Origin of the sequence: Kitasatospora viridis (assembly GCF_007829815.1) — a bacterium.
Classification (GTDB): Bacteria; Actinomycetota; Actinomycetes; order Streptomycetales; family Streptomycetaceae; genus Kitasatospora; species Kitasatospora viridis.
This window is the reverse complement of record NZ_VIWT01000001.1, coordinates 4,840,141-4,856,719: the sequence shown is the minus strand read 5'-3', so window position 1 is coordinate 4,856,719 and position 16,579 is coordinate 4,840,141. Positions and strand designations below refer to the sequence as shown.

Below are 16,579 nucleotides of genomic sequence, written 5' to 3'. Positions count from 1 at the left end.
CAGACTCCGCGCACCTCAGGGGGACCGCTCGGCATGCGTCGGCAGTTGATGGGGATCGGCATCGCGCTCGCGCTGGTCGCGGCGGTGGTGGTCGTGGTGGTGGCGAAGGTCTGCTGCGGCTCGACGCCGCCGCTGACCCGGGTGCACGGACTGATCGGATCGGAGAAGGGCGCCTTCTTCGCGGACCAGCGGGTCAAGGACGCGTTCGCCAAGCTGGGCCTGGCGGTGGACACCGACACCGCGGGCTCCTGGCAGATGCCCGACATGGTCAAGGGCGGGCACTACGACTTCGCGATGCCGGCCAGCTCGGTGGCGGCCAAGTCGATCCCGACCACGATCGGCGGGATCCAGGCGGAGCCGTTCTACTCCCCGCTGGTGGTGGTCACCACCTCGGACGTGGCCGACTTCCTGCGCCAGAACGGCCTGGCCGAGCCGCAGCCGGACGGCAGCTGGATCTTCCGGATGCGGCAGTACCTGACCGACGTGCGGGGCGGCACCACCTGGGCCCAACTCCCCCAGGGCAAGCGCCCGGGCGACCTGGCCGGCGACATCTACATCGACACCACCAACCCGAGCAGCTCCTCCTCGGGCGCCTTCTACCTGGCCGTGATGTCCTACCTGGCCAACGGCGAGCGGGTGGTGGCCACCAAGCAGGACGTGCAGGGGGTCACCCCGCTGGTCCGCCAACTGACCCAGGAGCAGGGCGCCCAACCGGACAGCAGCGACCCGCTGTTCCAGCACTTCACGGCGCACTTCGGCCTGCCGCTGGTGTGGACCTACGAGTCCGAGGCGGCGGCCCAGGCGCTGAACGGCACGCTGGACCCGAACGCGGTGATCCTCTACCCGGACTACGACATCCAGACCAACCACACGGTGGTGGAGCTGACCCCGGTCGCCGACCGGGTGGCCAAGGCCCTGCAGGGCGACCCGGCGCTGGTCGCGCTGGAGGCGCAGTTCGGCTTCCGCCCGGCCACCGCGCCGGGCCTGCTCGCCACCGACCTGCGGCACAGGTCCGCGCAGGACCACCGCTTCCCGGCCGACCTGAGCAGCCTCCAGGTGATCCAGCCGCCCTCGCCGACCACCTCGATCCTGCACTGCCTGTCGGCGACCGCGACCTCGACCGACGCCACCGCACCCGCCGATTCGGAGTGCCCGCAATGACCTCCGCGCTCCCCCGCCGCGCCGCGCTCGGCGCGCTGGCCGCCGCCGTGCTGGCGGCCGCCGGCTGCTCCGACGGCTCGCACCGCCCGAAGCCCGCGCCGAGCGGAGCCCCGACCGACGCCCGCACCGACGCACCGGTCCCCAGCGGGGCCGCCTACACCCTACGGGTGCTCGGCGGCAGCGAACTGTCTGACCTGCAACCGGTGTTGGACGACGCCGCGAAGGCCACCGGGGTGACCGCGAAGCTCACCTACACCGGCACGCAGCAGGGCGCCCGCACGGTCGGCGCGGGCCAGGCCGACGGGGTGTACGACGCGCTCTGGTTCGCCTCCAACCGCTACCTGCGGCTGGACCGCACGGCGGCCGGCAAGCTGCTCTCGGAGACCCCGGTGATGGTCTCCCCGGTGGCCTTCGGGGTGCGCTCCCCGGTGCTCGCCGCGCTCGGCTGGAACCCGGCGACGGTGACCTGGGCGCAGATCGGCACCGCGGTCGGGCAGGGCCGGCTGACCTTCGGCATGACCGACCCGGCGCAGTCCAACTCGGGCCTGTCCGCGCTGATCGGGCTGGCCTCGGCGTTCTCGGGCGCCCAGTCGGCGCTGACCGACGCGGACGTGGCGAAGGCCGAGCCGGCGCTGCGCTCCTTCTTCGCCGGCCAGAAGCTCACCTCCGGCTCCTCCGGCTGGTTGGCCGAGGCCTACCAGCGGGCGGCCAAGGGCGGCCCGGGCGTTCGAGTGGACGCGCTGGTCAACTACGAGTCGGTGCTGCTGGAGTACAACCGGACGCTGCCGAACGACGCCCAACTGACCGTGATCCGCCCGGCCGACGGCGTGGTCACCGCCGACTACCCGCTGGCGCTGCTGAGTTCGGCCGCCGACCAGGCCAAGGACGCCTTCCACCGGCTCACCGCCTACCTGTTGCGCCCGGAGGTGCAGCAGAAGATCAGCGACACCACGGAGCGCCGTCCGGTCACCGCCGGGGTGTCGCCGGGGGCCGGGCTGGCCACCGACCCGCGGCCCGAACTGCCGTTCCCGGGCAGCCGGGAGGTGGCCGACGGGCTGCTCGGCGCCTATCAGAACCAGTTGCGCCGGCCCTCCCGCACGGCCTACGTGCTGGACACCTCGGGCTCGATGGCGGGCCCGCGGCTGGCCGCGCTGAAGACCGCGCTGGGCGCACTGACCGGCGCGGACGGCAGCCCGGCGCCGGACGGCTTCCGGGAGCGCGAGGAGATCACCCTGATCTCGTTCGCCGACACGGTGAAGTGGACCCACGTGCACCAGGTGCCGGACACCGACCCGGGCCAGGAGCTGGCGGCGATCAACGCGGACGTGCAGAGCCTCGCCGCCGGCGGCGACACCGCGATCTACAGCACCCTGGAGGCCGCCTACCAACTGCTGGCGCAGCAGCAGTCGGCGGCCGGCGACGACCGGTTCACCTCGATCGTGCTGATGACCGACGGCGAGAACAACCGGGGCGCCACCGCCGACCGGTTCACCGCCTTCCACCAGGCGCTGCCGGCGGCCCAACAGGCGGTCCCGGTCTTCCCGATCAGGTTCGGCGAGGCCGCGGTGAGCCAGCTGCAGGGCATCGCCGACCTCACCGGGGGCAAGCTCTTCGACGGGATGTCGGGGTCGCTGGGCGACGTCTTCGAGGAGATCCGTGGCTACCAGTAGGCCGGCGGTCCGGGTGGCCGACTGGTTCTCCAGCCGGGCCCACTACCTGGGCAGCGGGGCGGCCGTGCTGGGCCTGGCGACCGGGCTGGCGGCGGACCTGGGGCTGTGGACGGTGGCGACCACGGGTGCGCTGTACGGCGCCGGGGCGGCGCTGGGGGTGGCCTTCCGGAAGGAGACCGACCCGCCCGGGCCCCCCGACCCGCGGCTGGCCGCGCTGGCCGCCGAACTCGCCGACTGGCGGCGGGCGCCGGCGGGCGAGTGGCCGGCCGAGGCGGCCGCGGCGGCCGGGGAGCTGCTCACCGCGGCCGACGGCGCCCTGGCCGGGCGGCGGCTGGACGCGGTGGCGGTCGCGCTGACCGGCACCCTGGACTGGTACGAGCGGGCGCTGAGCTGGTGGCGCCTGGAGCCGCAGGGCGCCGAGCCGACGCCGGAGTTCCTGCGCCGGGTGGCCCGCGCCGTCGAGCGGCTGGCCTGACGGGCCGTCAGCCTCCCCCGGGCACACGTGGCACGGCCCCGGTGCGGTGGGGGCCGTGCCGTGCGCGCTCAGTGCGCGGAGTGGTGCTCGGCACCGCGGTGGCGGTGCCCCTTGAGCTCGGCGTGCGCGGGCAGGGCGCCGGTGCGGGCGCGCTCCTCGGTGCCGCGCTGCCCGCCGTGCGCGAACGGGCCCTCGGCGCCGAGTGCCGCGTAGCCGCCGTAGCCCGCGCCCTTGGCCGGCTGCGGCGTGGTGTGCAGGAACGGCCCGACCAGCCGGGGCCGGTCGGCGGCGGTCAGCATGCCCCGCCGTTCCAGCAGGTCCTGGGTGCCGCGGCGGAGTCTGCCGGTGGCGGTCGGTCGCTTGGTCATCTCCGGGCCTCCCATCAGGGTCTTTCTGTGATGGTATGCCCGGATAACCCAGGCCTCAGAACGGGAAGCGGCTGCGCCCGTGCTGGATCGAGATCCACTTCTGCGTGGTGAACGCCTCCACCGTGGACTCGCCGTTCAGCCGCCCAACCCCGGAGTTCTTCTCGCCGCCGAACGGCACGATCGGCTCGTCCGCGATGGTCCCGTCGTTGACGTGCACCATGCCGCTCTCGATCCGCTGGGCGACCCGCACCCCGCGCTCCACCGAGCCGCTGTGCACCGCGCCGCTGAGCCCGAACGGCGTGTTGTTGGCGAGCGCGATCGCCTCCTCCTCGCCGTCGAACGGCACCAGCACCACCACCGGGCCGAACAGCTCGCGCTGCAGCACCGGGGAGTCGGCCGGGATGTCGGTGAGCACCACCGGGTCCATCAGGGTGCCGACGGTGTTGCCGCGCAGCAGGACCGTCGCGCCGGCGGCCACCGCCTGGTCCACCTCGGCGGTCATCGCGTCGGCCTGGGTGGAGTTGATCAGCGGGCCGATCTGGGTGCTCGGGTCGGCCGGGTCGCCGACCTTGAGCGAGGCCACCTTGGCGACGAACTTCTCGGTGAACTCGGCCAGCAGGGCGCGGTCCACCAGCACCCGGTTGGCCGCCATGCAGACCTGGCCCTGGTGCGCGAACCGGCTGAACACGGCCGCGGACACCGCGTAGTCCACGTCCGCGTCGTCCAGCACGATCAGCGCGCTGTTGCCGCCGAGCTCCAGCACCGAGCGCTTGAAGTGCGAGGCGGCCACCGTGGCCACGTGCCGGCCGACCCGGTCGGAGCCGGTGAAGGCGATCGCCTTGGGCACCGGGTGCTCCAGCAGCGCGTCGCCGATCTCGGCGATGTCGGTGACCACCACGTTGAGCAGCCCGGCCGGCAGCCCGGCGTCCTCGAAGATCTTGGCGATCAGCGTGCCGCCGGTGATCGGCGCGTCCTGGTGCGGCTTGAGCACCACGCCGTTGCCGAGCGCCAGCGCGGGGGCGACCGCCTTGACGGACAGGAAGAGCGGGAAGTTGAAGGGGCTGATCACGCCGACCACACCGACCGGCAGCCGGTAGACCCGGTTCTCCTTGCCGTCCACCGGCGAGGGCAGGATCCGGCCCTCGGGGCGCAGCGAGAGCTGCACGCACTCGCGCAGCATGTCCTTGGTCAGCGAGAGCTCGAAGGCGGCCTTCAGGTGGGTGCCGCCGAGCTCGGCGATGATCGTCTCGGTGATCTCCTGCTCGCGCTCCTCGACCAGGCGCAGCGCCCGCTCGAAGACCAGCCGGCGGTCGTAGGCGTTGCGCGCGGCCCACTGCTTCTGCGCCCGCTCGGCGGCCCGGTAGGCCTCGTCGACCTCGCCGACGGTGGCCACGGTGATGCTGGCGAGCTTCTCACCGTTGAACGGGTTGATGTCGACGATCTCCCAGGAGCCGCTGCCCGGGCGCCACTGGCCGTCGATGTACTGGAGGGCGAGTTCCGTAAAGTGCGACACCTGACACCCCTAGCGAGCTACTAGCGCGAGCTGACAGGCGATCATCTTACTGATACGTCAGGCTTCTTGACGCATGGTCTCCAGAAGCTTCCGGCTCTGATCCGGCGTCAGGCCCTCCTCGCGCAACCGGGCCAGGGTGTCCCGGTACTCGGCCACCTCGCGCGGGCGGTCCAGGTAGAGCGCGGTGGTGAACTGCTCCAGGTAGACCACGTCCGCCAGGTCCGGTTCGCGGAAGCCGAGCAGCGAGAAGGTGCCGCTCTCCGCGCCGAGACCCTGGTGGCCCAGCGGCATCACCTGGAGCTCGATCCCCGGGTGGTCGGCGAGGTCGAGCAGGTGCGCGAGCTGACCGCGCATCACCTCCGGCCCGCCGCACGGCCGGCGCAGCGCGCCCTCGTCGATCACCATCGCCAGGTGCGGCGCCCGGTCGCCGGTGAGCAGCCGCTGCCGGCGCAGCCGCACCTCGACCCGGCGCTCGATCTCGTGCTCCGGGGCGCCCTGCGCGCCGAGCCGGATCACCGCGCGGGCGTACTCCTCGGTCTGCAGCAGGCCGGGGACGAACTGCACCTCGTAGGCGGAGACGGAACCGGCCGACTCCTCGAACCCCAGGTAGGTCTGGAACCAGGCGGGCACCACGTCGGCGTAGTCGTGCCACCAGGGCACGGCGTTGGCGGTGTGCACCATGCCGATCAGCTCACCGCGCAGCGACTGGTCGGTGACCCCGTAGAGCGTGAGCAGGTCGGCGACGTCGCGCTCCTTGAAGCTGACCCGGCCCAGCTCCATCCGGCCGATCTTCGACTCGGAGGCGCGGATCTCGTAACCGGCGGCCTCCCGGCTGACTCCCTGCGCCTCGCGCAGCCGGCGCAGCTGGGATCCGAGCAGCAACCGGCGCACGGTCACGCCGCTGCCGCTCTGCCCTGTGGTGTTCATCCGCGCTGTCCTCCCCTGACACTCTCCGGCCCGGCCGAAGTCTGTCACGAAGCACTGTCACCAAGCACCGGGTGAAAGCTGTGAGTTCACCTTAGACCGCGGACATGGCGACGGCGCCTGCCCCCGGTTCGGTCGGGGTTGGGGGCAGGCGCCGTCGGTGGAGCTCCGCTGGGGGACCGGCGGCTCTGACGGTTCAGCGGGGTGGCCCGCGGGGCGGGCGTGTGCGGGAGGGTTGGGGTGAAGCTCGGGGTGGTGCGCGGTCAGACCGTCAGCGGACGGTCGGTGGGGCGGATCGGGGCGGGCAGCGCGGTCTTGCCGCCCAGGTAGGCGTCCACCGCGGCGGCGGCGGAGCGGCCCTCGGCGATCGCCCAGACGATCAGCGACTGGCCGCGGCCGGCGTCGCCGCAGACGAAGACGCCCTTGGAGTTGGTGGCGAACTTGCCGTCCCGGGCGATGTTGCCCCGGGCGTCGAGCTCGACGCCGAGCTGCTCGACCAGGCCGTTCTTCTGGTCGGTCCCGGTGAAGCCCATCGCCAGGGTGACCAGCTGGGCCGGGATCGACCGCTCGGTGCCGGGCACCGGCTCGAACTTCCCGTTCTTGAACTCGACCTCGACCAGGTGGAGTTCCTGGACGTTGCCGTCCTCGTCGCCGCTGAAGTGGGTGGTGTTCACCGAGTAGATGCGCTCACCGCCCTCCTCGTGCGCGGAGGTGACCTTGTAGACCATCGGCATGGTCGGCCAGGGCTGGCTGGCCGGCCGGTCGTCGCCGGGGCGCGGCATGATCTCCAGCTGGGTCACCGAGGCGGCGCCCTGGCGCAGCGCGGTGCCCAGGCAGTCGGCGCCGGTGTCGCCGCCGCCGATCACGATGACGTGCTTGCCCTTGGCGCTGATCGGCGAGTCGACGTAGTCGCCCTCCTGCACCTTGTTGGCCAGCGGCAGGTACTCCATCGCCTGGTGGATGCCCTTGAGCTCGCGCCCGGGCACCGGCAGGTCGCGGGCGGTGGTGGCGCCGGCGGCGACCACCACGGCGTCGAACCGGCTGCGCAGGTCCTGCCCGGTGATGTCCTCGCCCACCGACACGCCGGTGCGGAACCGGGTGCCCTCCGCCCGCATCTGCTCGATGCGGCGGTTGATGTGGCGCTTCTCCATCTTGAACTCGGGGATGCCGTAGCGCAGCAGGCCGCCGATCCGGTCGGCGCGCTCGTACACCACCACGGTGTGGCCGGCCCGGGTGAGCTGCTGGGCGACGGCCAGGCCGGCCGGGCCGGAGCCGACCACGGCGACGGTCTTGCCGGACAGCCGCTCCGGGACCTGCGGGCGCACCCCGCCGTTGTCCCAGGCCTTGTCGATGATGGTGACCTCGACGTTCTTGATGGTCACCGCGTCCTGGTTGATCCCGAGCACGCAGGCCGACTCGCAGGGCGCCGGGCACAGCCGCCCGGTGAACTCCGGGAAGTTGTTGGTCGCGTGCAGCCGCTCGATGGCGCCGGACCAGTCGTCCCGGTAGGCCAGGTCGTTCCACTCGGGGATCAGGTTCCCGAGCGGACAGCCGTTGTGGCAGAACGGGATGCCGCAGTCCATGCAGCGGCCGGCCTGCTTGGTGATGATCGGCAGCAGGCTGCGCTCGACGTAGACCTCGTTCCAGTCGCGCAGTCGCACGTCCACCGGACGGCGCTCCGCCAGCTGCTTGGGCGTGGTCAGGAAGCCCTTGGGGTCAGCCATGTGCCGCCTCCATCATCTTGCGAGTGGTCTCCGCCTCCGAGAGGCCGTCACGCTCGGCGGCGTCCTTGGCAGCGAGCACGGCCTTGTAGTCGGTCGGCATGATCTTCGAGAAGCGGGAGACCCCGCCTGCCCAGTCGGCGAGCAGCTCGGCGGCCACCGTCGAGCCGGTCTCCTCGTAGTGCTGCTGCACGGTGTCGCGCAGCCATTCGCGGTCCGCGGCGTCGGGGGCCTCGATGCCCACCATGCCGCCGTTGACGTTGGCCGGACGCAGGTCCAGCACGTAGGCGATGCCGCCGGACATGCCCGCCGCCAGGTTGCGGCCGGTCTCGCCGAGGATCACCACCCGACCGCCGGTCATGTACTCCAGGCCGTGGTCGCCCACGCCCTCCACCACCAGGGTGGCACCGGAGTTGCGCACCGCGAACCGCTCACCGGCCTTGCCGCGCAGGTGGATCCGGCCCGCGGTGGCGCCGTAGCCGATGGTGTTGCCGGCGATCACGTGCGACTGGGCGTCGGCGCCGATCGCCGCCGCGTCCCGGGCCGGGCGGACCACCAGCACGCCGCCGGACAGGCCCTTGCCGACGTAGTCGTTGGCGTCGCCCTCCAGCCGCAGGGTGATGCCGCGCGGCACGAAGGCGCCGAAGGACTGGCCGGCCGAGCCGGTGAAGGTCACGTCGATGGTGCCCTCGGGCAGGCCCTCGCCGCGGTAACGCTTCGTCACCTGGTGGCCCAGCATGGTGCCGACGGTCCGGTTGACGTTGCGGATCGGCAGCTGGATCCGGACCGCGTCGCCGCGCTCCAGGGCGTCCTCGGCCAGCTCGATCAGCTGGTTGTCGAGCGCCTTGTCGAGCCCGTGGTCCTGCGCGATGGTGCGGTGGCGGGCCGCACCCTCGGCCAGCTCGGGCACGTGGAAGAGCGGGGCCAGGTCGAGCCCGGCCGCCTTCCAGTGGTCGATCGCGGCGGCCGCGTCGATGTGCTCGGCGTGGCCGACCGCCTCCTCGATCGAGCGGAAGCCCAGCTCGGCGAGGATCTCGCGGACCTCCTCGGCGATGAACTCGAAGAAGTTGACCACGAACTCCGGCTTGCCGGAGAACCGCTCGCGCAGCACCGGGTTCTGGGTGGCCACGCCGACCGGACAGGTGTCCAGGTGGCAGACCCGCATCATGATGCAGCCGGAGACCACCAGCGGGGCGGTGGCGAAGCCGAACTCCTCGGCGCCGAGCAGCGCGGCGATCACCACGTCGCGGCCGGTCTTCAGCTGGCCGTCGGTCTGCACCACGATCCGGTCGCGCAGGCCGTTCAGCAGCAGGGTCTGCTGGGTCTCGGCCAGGCCGAGCTCCCAGGGGCCGCCCGCGTGCTTGAGCGAGGTGAGCGGGGAGGCGCCGGTGCCGCCGTCGTGGCCGGAGACCAGCACCACGTCCGCGTGCGCCTTCGAGACGCCGGCCGCGACCGTGCCGACGCCGACCTCGGAGACCAGCTTCACGTGGATGCGGGCCCGCGGGTTGGCGTTCTTCAGGTCGTGGATCAGCTGCGCCAGGTCCTCGATCGAGTAGATGTCGTGGTGCGGCGGCGGCGAGATCAGACCGACACCCGGGGTGGAGTGCCGGGTCTTGGCGACCCACGGGTAGACCTTGTGGCCGGGCAGCTGGCCGCCCTCGCCGGGCTTGGCGCCCTGGGCCATCTTGATCTGGATGTCGTCGGCGTTGACCAGGTACTCGGAGGTGACGCCGAACCGGCCGGAGGCGACCTGCTTGATCGCCGAGCGGCGCTGCGGGTCGTACAGGCGCTCCGGGTCCTCGCCGCCCTCACCGGTGTTGGACTTGCCGCCCAGCCGGTTCATCGCGATGGCGAGCGTCTCGTGCGCCTCCATCGAGATGGAGCCGTAGGACATCGCGCCGGTGGAGAACCGCTTGACGATCTCGGAGACCGGCTCGACCTCGTCCACCGAGATCGGGGCGCGGCCCTTGCCGTCGAGCTTGAACAGGCCGCGCAGCGTCATCAGGCGCTCGGACTGCTCGTTGACCCGGCCGGTGTACTGCTTGAAGACGTCGTAGCGGCCCGAGCGGGTGGCGTGCTGCAGGCGGAAGACGGTGTCCGGGTCGAACAGGTGCGGCTCGCCCTCGCGGCGCCACTGGTACTCGCCGCCGATCTCCAGCGCGCGGTGCGCGGCCGGGATGCCGGAGGCCGGGTAGGCCTTGGCGTGCCGGGCGGCCACCTCCTTGGCGATCTCGGCCAGGCCGATGCCGCCGAGCTTGCTGGTGGTGCCGGCGAAGTAGGCGTCCACGGTCTCCTGGGAGAGGCCGATCGCCTCGAAGACCTGGGCGCCGCGGTAGGAGGCGACGGTGGAGATGCCCATCTTGGACATCACCTTGAGCACGCCCTTGCCGAGCGCCTTGATCAGGTTGCGGATCGCCTTCTCGGCCTCGATGCCGGTCAGGAAGGTGCCCTGGGCGACCAGGTCCTCGACCGTCTCCATGGCCAGGTAGGGGTTGATCGCGCTGGCGCCGTAGCCGATCAGCAGCGCCACGTGGTGCACCTCGCGGACGTCACCGGCCTCGACCAGCAGCGAGGTCTTGGTGCGCTGCTTGGTGCGGATCAGGTGGTGGTGCACCGCGGAGGTGAGCAGCAGCGAGGGGATCGGGGCGTTCTCGGCGTCCGAGTGGCGGTCGGAGAGCACGATGATCCGGGCGCCGTCGGCGATCGCCGCGTCGGCCTCGGCGGCGATCTCCGCCAGCCGGGCGGCCAGTGCCTCGCCGCCGCCGGAGACCCGGTAGAGGCCGGAGAGGGTGACCGCCTTGAGGCCCGGCTGGTCGCCGTCCGCGTTGATGTGGATCAGCTTGGCCAGCTCGTCGTTGTCGATCACCGGGAAGGTGATGCCGACCGAGCGGCAGTGCGCGGCCTCGGCGGCCAGCAGGTTGCCCTCCGGGCCGATGTTGCTGAGCAGGGAGGTGACCAGTTCCTCGCGGATCGCGTCCAGCGGCGGGTTGGTGACCTGGGCGAACAGCTGCACGAAGTAGTCGAAGAGCAGCCGGGGCTTCTCGGAGAGCGCGGCGATCGGCGAGTCGGTGCCCATCGAGCCGAGCGCCTCGGCGCCGGTCTTCGCCATCGGCGCCAGGATGACCCGCAGCTCCTCCTCGGTGTAGCCGAAGGTCTGCTGACGGCGCGTCACCGAGGCGTGGGTGTGCGCGATGTGCTCGCGCTCGGGCAGCTTGGCGAGCTCGATCTGACCCGCCTCCACCCACTCCTGGTACGGGTGCTCGGCGGCGAGGCCGGCCTTGATCTCCTCGTCCGGGACGATCCGGTTCTCGTTGAGGCAGACCAGGAACATCTTGCCGGGCTGCAGCCGGCCCTTCTGGACCACCTTCTCCTGCGGCAGGTCGAGCACGCCGACCTCGGAGGAGAGCACCACCAGGCCGTCCTCGGTGACCCAGTAGCGGGCCGGGCGCAGGCCGTTGCGGTCGAGCACGGCGCCGATCCGGGTGCCGTCGGTGAAGGTGACGCAGGCCGGGCCGTCCCACGGCTCCATCAGGTTGGCGTGGTACTGGTAGAACGCCCGCCGCGCCGGGTCCATGGTGGCGTGGTTCTCCCAGGCCTCCGGGATCATCATCAGCACCGAGTGCGGCAGCGAGCGCCCGCCCAGGTGGAGCAGCTCCAGCACCTCGTCGAAGGACGCCGAGTCGGAGTGGTCCGGGGTGCAGACCGGGAAGATCCGGCTGATGTCCTGCCCGTTCTTGTTGGCCGGGATCAGGTCGGTGCTCAGCTGGGACTCGCGCGCGGTCATCCAGTTGCGGTTGCCCTTGACGGTGTTGATCTCACCGTTGTGCGCGACGAACCGGTACGGGTGGGCCAGCGGCCAGCTCGGGAAGGTGTTGGTGGAGAACCGGGAGTGCACCAGGCCGAGCGCGGAGGCGTAGAGCCGGTCCGACAGGTCCGGGAAGAACGGCTCCAGCTGCCCGGTGGTGAGCATGCCCTTGTAGACCAGGGTCCGGGCGGAGAGCGAGGGGAAGTAGACGCCGGCCTCGCGCTCGGCCCGCTTGCGGACCACGAAGGCGACCCGGTCCAGCTCGATCCCGGTCTTGCCCTCACCGGCCAGGAAGAGCTGGCGGAACCGCGGCATGACCGAGCGGGCGGTGGCGCCCAGCAGGTCCGGCGCGGTCGGCACCTCGCGCCAGCCGAGGACGGTCAGGTCCTCCTCGGCGGCGATCGCCTCGATCGCGGCGACGGCGGTGGCCTCGGCGGCGTCCTCGTCGGGCAGGAAGGCGATGCCGACCGCGTAGTCGCCGGCGGCCGGCAGCTCGAAGGCGGTGTTGGCGCGCAGGAAGGCGTCCGGGATCTGGGTCAGGATGCCCGCGCCGTCACCGGAGTCCGGCTCGGCACCGGTGGCACCGCGGTGCTCCAGGTTCCGCAGGACGGTCAGCGCCTGCTCGACGACGGTGTGATCGGCCGTGCCGGTGAGGGTGGCCACGAAGCCGACGCCGCAGGCGTCGTGCTCGTTCCGCGGGTCGTACAGGCCCTGGGCAGCAGGTCGCGCATCCGGAACGAGGGCGTAGGGGGAGCGGATGCTGCCCTGGGGCTCGTTCGCGGGGGGCGTGGATGCAGACAGCATCGGCTCTCCCGTCGTCGTCATGAGCAAGTTGAGGGGCTTCTACCGGCCACCGGCCGGCGAGCGCTGTGCAACAGGGACGACGTTGGCCCTCTGCGAGTTCGTGCAGGTTACATGATGCCGCACATCCCGGGAAGTGGGATTTTTCGTCCACATGGCGGACGTGACCGCAGGTCAGGCGCCGTTACCGACCAGTACGCGGGGGGATGGGGCTTCCACAGTGTGCCCTGCCGCTCCGGGCGCGAAACAGACCCGAAATGCGTGGGAAGCACTGACATGCGATCCGTGCCTGGGAATTCACTCGTACGACACGGCCCGGAGCGTTGGACTTGTGGTCCAAAACGCCCCGGGCCGTAAAATTGCATTGCTATGCGAGTTTGCGCGTGATGTTCCACACACTCGATCGAGCCGTCGTTTCGGCCTCAGCCGACGTGGCCGCCGATCAACCAGCCGAGCAGGTAGGTCACACCCGCCGCCGCGCTGCCCAGCAGCAGCTGGCGCAGCCCGCTGTACCACCAGTTGCGCGCCGTCACCCGGGCCACCACCGCACCGCAGAGGAAGAGGCCGAGCACCGCGAGCAGCAGCGCCGGCAGCAGCGAGGTGGCACCCAGCAGGTAGGGCAGCAGCGGCACCAGCGCGCCCACCGCGAAGCAGGCGAAGGAGGAGACGGCGGCCACCAGCGGGCTGGGCAGGTCGTGCGGGTCCACCCCCAGCTCCTCGCGGACGTGCACCTCCAGCGCCGCCTCCGGGTTCCGGGTGAGCTGGCGGGCCACCTCCATGGCCAGCTCCGGCTCCACCCCGCGCGCCACGTAGAGCTGGGCCAGTTCGGCGAGCTCGCCGGACGGGTTGCGGCTCAGTTCGAGCCGCTCGGCGGCTATCTCGGCCTCGACCAGCTCGCGCTGCGAGGCCACCGAGGTGTACTCCCCCGCCGCCATCGAGCAGGCGCCGGCGGCCAGTCCGGCCAGGCCGGTGAGGATCACCGTGCTGCTGCCGGCGGCCCCGCCGACCACGCCGGTCATCAGGGCGAAGTTGGAGACCAGGCCGTCCATCGCACCGAAGACCGCCGGCCGCAGCCAACCGCCGTTGACGTCGCGGTGGTGCCCGGCGTCGGGCACCCGGGGGGCGGCGGGCTCACTGGTGGGTACGGCGATGACGGCACTCATGGTCTGGACCTCCTACTGCGATGTGACGGTTCGACCGTAGTGCGTGGATCTGACACTTTCTAGCAAGCCAGTCCTGCCTTACCTCGCTGACCTGCGGTTTCTCCCGAGAGCGTCTCAAGGGACAGGACAACGGGCCCCGGAGCGGCTGCTCCGGGGCCCGTGTGACGGTGCGTCAGTGGGTGCGTGCGTCGGTCTGTCGGTGCGTCAGCCGGCGCCGTTCGGCTCGCGGTCGGTGGGCTGCTCGGTACCGCCCTCGGCGGACTCACCCGCGGACTCGCCCGCGGACTCGGCGTGCGCGGCCGGGTCGATCGAGTCGGGCGCCTCGCGGCCCGGGCGCCGCCGGCCGACCACCACGAAGTAGGCCAGCGCGCCGGCGAAGACCACGATCGAGGTCCAGTCGTTCAGCCGCAGGCCGAGGATGTGGTGCGCCTCGTCGATCCGCAGGTACTCGATCCAGGCCCGGCCCACCGTGTAGGCCATCACGTAGAGCGCGAAGGCGCGGCCGTGGCCGAGCCGCCACTTCCGGTCGGCCCAGATCACCAGCACCGCGACCCCGACGCACCAGAGCGACTCGTAGAGGAAGGTCGGCTGGAAGACCCCGTCGACCACGGTGCCGTCCGGCTCCACCTTGTGGATCTTCAGGCCCCAGGGCAGCGAGGTCGGCCGCCCGTACAGCTCCTGGTTGAACCAGTTGCCCCACCGGCCGCAGGCCTGGGCCAGCGCGATCCCGGGTGCGACGGCGTCCGCCCAGGCCGGCAGCGGCACGCCGCGGCGGCGGGCGCCGATCCAGGCGCCGACCGCGCCGAGCGCGATCGCGCCCCAGATGCCCAGGCCGCCCTCCCAGATCTTGAAGGCGTTCCACGGGTTCTGCCCCGGGCCGAAGTAGAGCTGGTGGTCGGTGATGACGTGGTAGAGCCGACCGCCGACCAGGCCGAACGGCACCGCCCAGACGGCGATGTCGCCCACCGTGTGCTTGGCGCCGCCCCGGGCGACCCAGCGCTTGCTGCCGAGCCAGACGGCCACGGCGACACCGATGATGATGCAGAAGGCGTACGCGCGCAGCGGGATCGGTCCGAGGTGGATGACGCCCCGCGACGGGCTCGGGATGTAAGCGAGTTCCATGGCACCACCGACGCTACCGTGTCGTGACCGCTAACCCGAACCACCGGCCGTACCGGTTCGGACACGGGTCCCTGCCTGGGGGGTGCGTGTCCGAACCGGCCTCGGTCCGGGGCCCGGTCAGCTCGACGGACTCTGCGCGGGGGTGCTCGCCACGGCGGTGCTGGTCGGCGCCGGGCTGGCCGAGGCGCTGCCGGTGGTGCCCAGCGGCTTGCCCTGGTTGGCCTCGTTGACCCACTTCACCAGGTTGTCCGGGGTGATGTCCTCGGTGCCGTTCTTCGGGTAGATCGGCTTGCCGTTGAGCAGGATGGTCGGGGTGGAGGTGTAGCCGGACTTGTCGAAGTCCTGCTCCACCGCGGAGACCCAGCTGCCGAAGTGGTTGGTGTTGACGCAGTTCTCGAAGGTCGGCGAGTCCAGCCCCGGCACCTGCTTGGCCAGGTCGATCAGCTTGGACTTGTCCTTCCAGGTGTCCACCGTCTCGTCCGGCTGGTTCTTGTACATCACGTCGTGGTAGGCGCGGAAGTAGCCCGCGTCCTGGGCGCAACCCAGCGCGTTGGCACCGTTCTTGGAGCCCTTGCCGCTGTCGTGCCGGTCGATGAACGAGACGATGTGGTAGTTGCCGTAGAGCTTGCCCTGGTCCTGCAGCTGGTCCACGGTGGCGGAGAACTCGTGCTCGAAGGCGCCGCAGGCGGGGCAGCGCGGGTCCTCGTAGACGGTCAGGGTGGACGGCGCGTTGGCCGGTCCGTCCGGGACGATCAGGTTGTTCTTGCCGATCGTGCCGGCCGGGGAGGCCTTGGGCACGTCCGAGCTGGAGCGGCTGCTCTGCACCGCGATGCCGATGCCGACGCCGGCCAGGATGACCACCAGCACCGCGCCGACCGCCAGCAGCTTCTTGCGCCGGGAGTCCCGGGCCTCCTGGGCGGCCCGCTCCTCCTGCATCCGCTCGCGGGCGGTGCGCTTGCCTTCTCGGTTCTTCTCACTCACCTGACATCAGCTTCCGGGTCTTCTCGGTTGGGCACGGCGTTCGAATGGGCGCGGGCGGGCGGGCCGGCCCGGTCACAGGGCGAGCCAGCCGTCCAGCGAGGCCTTGGAGCGCGGCCGGTAGACCAGCCAGAGCGCGAGCAGCAGGAACCCGCAGTCGCGGGCGATCTCCTGGCCGTACTCGGTCTGCGACTTGTCCACCGCGCCGCCGCCGCCGAAGCAGCCGCAGTCGATCGAGATGCCGCGGGCCCAGGCCGAGCTGATCCCGGCGATGAAGGTGAGCAGCAGCACGATGGAGATCACCGCGACGATCCGGGTGCCGAGACCGAGCACCAGCAGCAGGGCCAGGGCCAGTTCCAGGAAGGGCAGCCCGTAGCCGACCGGCTTGACCAGCCCCTCGGGCAGGATCCGGTAGGCCCGCACCGCCTGGGCGGCGACCGCCGGGTCGGAGATCTTGGCCAGTCCGGCCCAGGCCCAGACCACGGCCAGCCCCAACCGCACGGCGGTGCTGATCCATTCGGCCACCGGCCCGTCCACCACCCGACGCATGCTGCCCACCCCACTCCGACGACGACCGGCCCCCAGCCGACGGGGGCCCGCCGGAGCTACCTGACGAACCGTAGGGGATTCGGGCCGGATGGACCAAAATGTCGCATTAGCCCGTTCGGGTGAACGTGGTTCTGACGGTGCGTCAGTGGCGGTCGCTCCCGCGGTCCGCAGGCCGGTGCTGGGTACTGTGGTGGGCCGCCAGCTCCGCACCCCGCCGGGCCAGCGCATGGCCGACCACGTGCTCGCTGCTCCAGGCCGCGATCAGCACCAGTGCGGCGGCGACGGCCCGGAGCATGACCGCGCGGTGGACCCGTGCCACGACCTCGCCT

13 protein-coding genes are annotated in these 16,579 nt (G+C 71.8%); 3 read left to right on the top strand and 10 right to left on the bottom strand.

Annotated elements, in window-relative coordinates:
- The first annotated feature begins 33 nt into the window (after positions 1-33).
- The 3 genes from FHX73_RS21910 to FHX73_RS21900 are packed head-to-tail and all read left to right on the top strand — an operon-like array spanning position 34 to position 3,306.
- Complete coding sequence (locus FHX73_RS21910) at positions 34-1,161, top strand: substrate-binding domain-containing protein (RefSeq protein ID WP_145906630.1); 1,128 nt, start codon at positions 34-36, stop codon at positions 1,159-1,161.
- Complete coding sequence (locus FHX73_RS21905; RefSeq protein WP_145906629.1) at positions 1,158-2,831, top strand: vWA domain-containing protein; 1,674 nt, start codon at positions 1,158-1,160, stop codon at positions 2,829-2,831. Before FHX73_RS21910 ends, FHX73_RS21905 begins: the two co-directional genes overlap by 4 nt.
- Positions 2,818-3,306 carry a hypothetical protein gene (locus FHX73_RS21900; protein WP_145906628.1) on the top strand — a complete coding sequence of 163 codons (489 nt, stop codon included), beginning with the start codon at positions 2,818-2,820 and terminating at the stop codon, positions 3,304-3,306. The genes FHX73_RS21905 and FHX73_RS21900 overlap by 14 nt, the downstream gene beginning before the upstream one ends.
- A 68-nt stretch (positions 3,307-3,374) precedes the next feature.
- Here the strand turns inward: FHX73_RS21900 and FHX73_RS21895 are convergent, their stop codons facing one another.
- From FHX73_RS21895 to FHX73_RS44840, 10 genes are all read right to left on the bottom strand, one after another.
- Positions 3,375-3,674 carry a hypothetical protein gene (locus tag FHX73_RS21895; protein ID WP_145906627.1) on the bottom strand — a complete coding sequence of 100 codons (300 nt, stop codon included), beginning with the start codon at positions 3,672-3,674 and terminating at the stop codon, positions 3,375-3,377.
- 55 nt (positions 3,675-3,729) lie between these two features.
- The gene (locus FHX73_RS21890) at positions 3,730-5,187 is read right to left on the bottom strand and encodes an aldehyde dehydrogenase family protein (RefSeq protein ID WP_145906626.1); all 1,458 of its coding nucleotides are present in this window, start codon (positions 5,185-5,187) and stop codon (positions 3,730-3,732) included.
- 57 nt (positions 5,188-5,244) lie between these two features.
- Positions 5,245-6,114 (bottom strand): helix-turn-helix domain-containing protein, encoded by an 870-nt coding sequence (locus tag FHX73_RS21885; protein ID WP_145906625.1) that lies wholly within the window; start codon positions 6,112-6,114, stop codon positions 5,245-5,247.
- Positions 6,115-6,374: 260 nt separating this feature from the next.
- Entirely contained in the window at positions 6,375-7,835 is a 1,461-nt protein-coding gene (locus FHX73_RS21880; RefSeq protein ID WP_145906624.1) for a glutamate synthase subunit beta, read from the bottom strand.
- The gene (gltB, locus tag FHX73_RS21875) at positions 7,828-12,441 is read right to left on the bottom strand and encodes a glutamate synthase large subunit (RefSeq protein WP_246213640.1); all 4,614 of its coding nucleotides are present in this window, start codon (positions 12,439-12,441) and stop codon (positions 7,828-7,830) included. Before gltB ends, FHX73_RS21880 begins: the two co-directional genes overlap by 8 nt.
- Before the next feature lie 419 nt (positions 12,442-12,860).
- The gene (locus tag FHX73_RS21870) at positions 12,861-13,601 is read right to left on the bottom strand and encodes a VIT1/CCC1 transporter family protein (protein ID WP_145906623.1); all 741 of its coding nucleotides are present in this window, start codon (positions 13,599-13,601) and stop codon (positions 12,861-12,863) included.
- Positions 13,602-13,805: 204 nt separating this feature from the next.
- Positions 13,806-14,723, bottom strand: coding sequence for a prolipoprotein diacylglyceryl transferase (lgt, locus tag FHX73_RS21865; RefSeq protein WP_145906622.1), 918 nt, complete (start codon positions 14,721-14,723; stop codon positions 13,806-13,808).
- Between the two features lie 117 nt (positions 14,724-14,840).
- Positions 14,841-15,704 carry a DsbA family protein gene (locus FHX73_RS21860; RefSeq protein WP_145906621.1) on the bottom strand — a complete coding sequence of 288 codons (864 nt, stop codon included), beginning with the start codon at positions 15,702-15,704 and terminating at the stop codon, positions 14,841-14,843.
- A gap of 72 nt (positions 15,705-15,776) precedes the next feature.
- The gene (locus tag FHX73_RS21855; protein ID WP_145906620.1) at positions 15,777-16,250 is read right to left on the bottom strand and encodes a MauE/DoxX family redox-associated membrane protein; all 474 of its coding nucleotides are present in this window, start codon (positions 16,248-16,250) and stop codon (positions 15,777-15,779) included.
- 142 nt (positions 16,251-16,392) lie between these two features.
- Complete coding sequence (locus tag FHX73_RS44840) at positions 16,393-16,569, bottom strand: hypothetical protein (protein ID WP_170304994.1); 177 nt, start codon at positions 16,567-16,569, stop codon at positions 16,393-16,395.
- Between the last annotated feature and the right edge of the window lie 10 nt (positions 16,570-16,579).